Raw genomic sequence first — 2,129 nt, 5'->3', positions numbered from 1 at the left:
GCTCGCCCCATCAATTCGAACGCGACTTTCAAATCAGCCTATCTTAGCGCACTGTCCGTTTTTACTGGACCATCCCATGCTAGAGTATTGAAGAAGTATGAGCCAAATACACTGCCTTCAGCCATTGGGGCATATTTATTACGCGAGCACAGGTGGAATACTTCTCATGCTCTCTATGTACAGGGATTAGTACAAATGTTGCAAAATGGGCAAACCTTCCAGGGTGGGGACAGAACAGGGCTGAATAATCTTTATAAACAGTGGAAATCTTCCTGTAAATGACTGAATTTCAAGATGTGACGGAGCAAATGCCTCACTGCGGAATTATTATGCCCATCAGCGACACGAGTGGCTATGAGCCCGGCCACTGGCAGGACGTCTTGGAGATCATCAAGGATGCTGCTCAACGAGCCGGCTTCACCGCTGAGTTAGTAAGTGCAAATGGAGCAGAGGATACGATCCATGCTTCAATCATTGAGAACATCTATCGAAGCGAGTTAATAGTATGCGATATCAGCTCGCGTAATCCAAACGTCATGCTGGAACTAGGCTTACGGTTAGCCTCCAAACTGCCCTTGATAGTGATTTTTGACGGAGAAGGACCCTGCCCATTCGACATCGGGAGTATACTGCAGGTTAGATACCGTAAAGACCTGCGAATGGCTGCCATGAAGTTGTTTGAGAGTGAGTTAACCAATCGAATCCGAAGCTTACACACTGCATATTTAGCTGGCAAGTATCACCCTTTCTTAAGTCAATTTAAGCATGTTGATATAGATTTGGCTGAGGTCAAAACTGAGACGCAGGATTTGCAAACTGCTCTTGGTAGTATTAAGCTCCAGTTGTCTTCTATTGAGCACTGGCAGCAACGAACACAGCAAGCTCTTCGCGCCTATAGACGAAACCCAGTGCCTGTGGTTGGTACCCTAACTGCAATCAGTGGAGAAATACGAGATTACCTAATCTCACTAATTGAGATGAATAAGGTAGAGGCTGATGCTATTGATATATATGCCATGACTTTTGCCACGTTTTTAAAAAATGAGTTTAAAACGTTAGACGGCTTTACCGCTCAAAATGTCGCACAGGTAATCAAAAATGAGATAGAACTGTACTTGACTTCTAACAATCTCGAAATAAATAGCTAAGCCAATTACACTTAAATGCACCGAAGCTCGGCTACTAATTGGGCTCTACTGTAGTAGATTATAGGGTGTTCAATAGTATCTAACGAGTTTTACTTAGCAGATTAATAGTGCCTTTTCACTCATTGAAAACCTCTACTTGTTATCTTTGACTTATAACACGCGGTGGTTTCGCCACCTCGCCAACGTTGGGCTTTCTTAGAAAGCAAAAACCCCGGCTGGTAGGACAGACCGGGGTTTTTAAGAAGTAGGTGGTAGGACACCCAATCTTCTTGGACAATGAAGAAAAAGCGTGTTAAAGCGGACAAGCCGGATCAGATCAGGTTTGCTCGCGTGCTGCTTGAACTGGGCAAAACAGTTCTAAGCGGTATCATTCGCGCCGTAGTAACCGATTGGTTGCAACGGCACTAGTGCGGTAGCGGGGGTTAGCGTTTGGCTGGCTCCCGCTATTTGTGTATCGTACGATGCAAATGTAAAGCCGTTATAGAACTATACAAAATATATTTGAAAAAGTGGAATATACGCTTAACAAATAGAGTAAGTTGCTACCTTTATTCGGTAGCCTGTTTTTTACATTATTCTCCCCTTTTCGTGACGTATCCTGACTTTGAAGCCCGTTGGAAAACGTCCGGCGGCGCGGAGCTGTCCAACTATGGCCTGTTCATTCAAGACCTCTGCGACCTGCTCGGCGTACCCCGCCCAGACCCCAAAACGGATAACCCCGCCCACGACGCCTACGTGCTCGAACGGGCCGTGCAGTTCAACGACGGCGGCAAGAAAAGCACCGGCCGAATCGACCTCTACAAACGCGGTTGCTTTATTCTCGAAACAAAGCAGGGGGTCAACGGCTTTGTTGAAGTTTTAACTACTCTAAAAAAACGCGCGGCGCGCGATTTATCTCAGGACGATCTCAGGACGATCTCAGGACGATCTCAGGACGATCTCAGGACGATCTCAGGACGATCTCAGGACGATCTCAGGACG

Annotated in this window: 4 protein-coding genes; all 4 read left to right on the top strand. The window is 46.2% G+C overall.

Going from position 1 to position 2,129, the window contains the following annotated elements; genetic code table 11:
- Positions 1–282, top strand: a 282-nt coding sequence (locus tag J4D97_RS22805; protein WP_208309599.1) for a hypothetical protein, incomplete at its 5' end; no start/stop codon positions are given.
- Positions 279–1,148, top strand: coding sequence for a hypothetical protein (locus J4D97_RS22800; RefSeq protein WP_208309598.1), 870 nt, complete (start codon positions 279–281; stop codon positions 1,146–1,148). The genes J4D97_RS22805 and J4D97_RS22800, both read left to right, overlap by 4 nt.
- 276 nt (positions 1,149–1,424) lie before the next feature.
- Positions 1,425–1,556 (top strand): hypothetical protein, encoded by a 132-nt coding sequence (locus J4D97_RS23805; protein WP_279592481.1) that lies wholly within the window; start codon positions 1,425–1,427, stop codon positions 1,554–1,556.
- A gap of 180 nt (positions 1,557–1,736) precedes the next feature.
- A partial coding sequence (locus J4D97_RS23675; protein WP_347879388.1) for a type IIL restriction-modification enzyme MmeI occupies positions 1,737–2,129 on the top strand: 393 nt, incomplete at its 3' end.

The sequence above is a fragment of the Hymenobacter defluvii genome (genome assembly GCF_017589435.1).
GTDB lineage: Bacteria > Bacteroidota > Bacteroidia > Cytophagales > Hymenobacteraceae > Hymenobacter > Hymenobacter profundi.
This window is presented reverse-complemented; position numbering and strand designations above follow the sequence as displayed.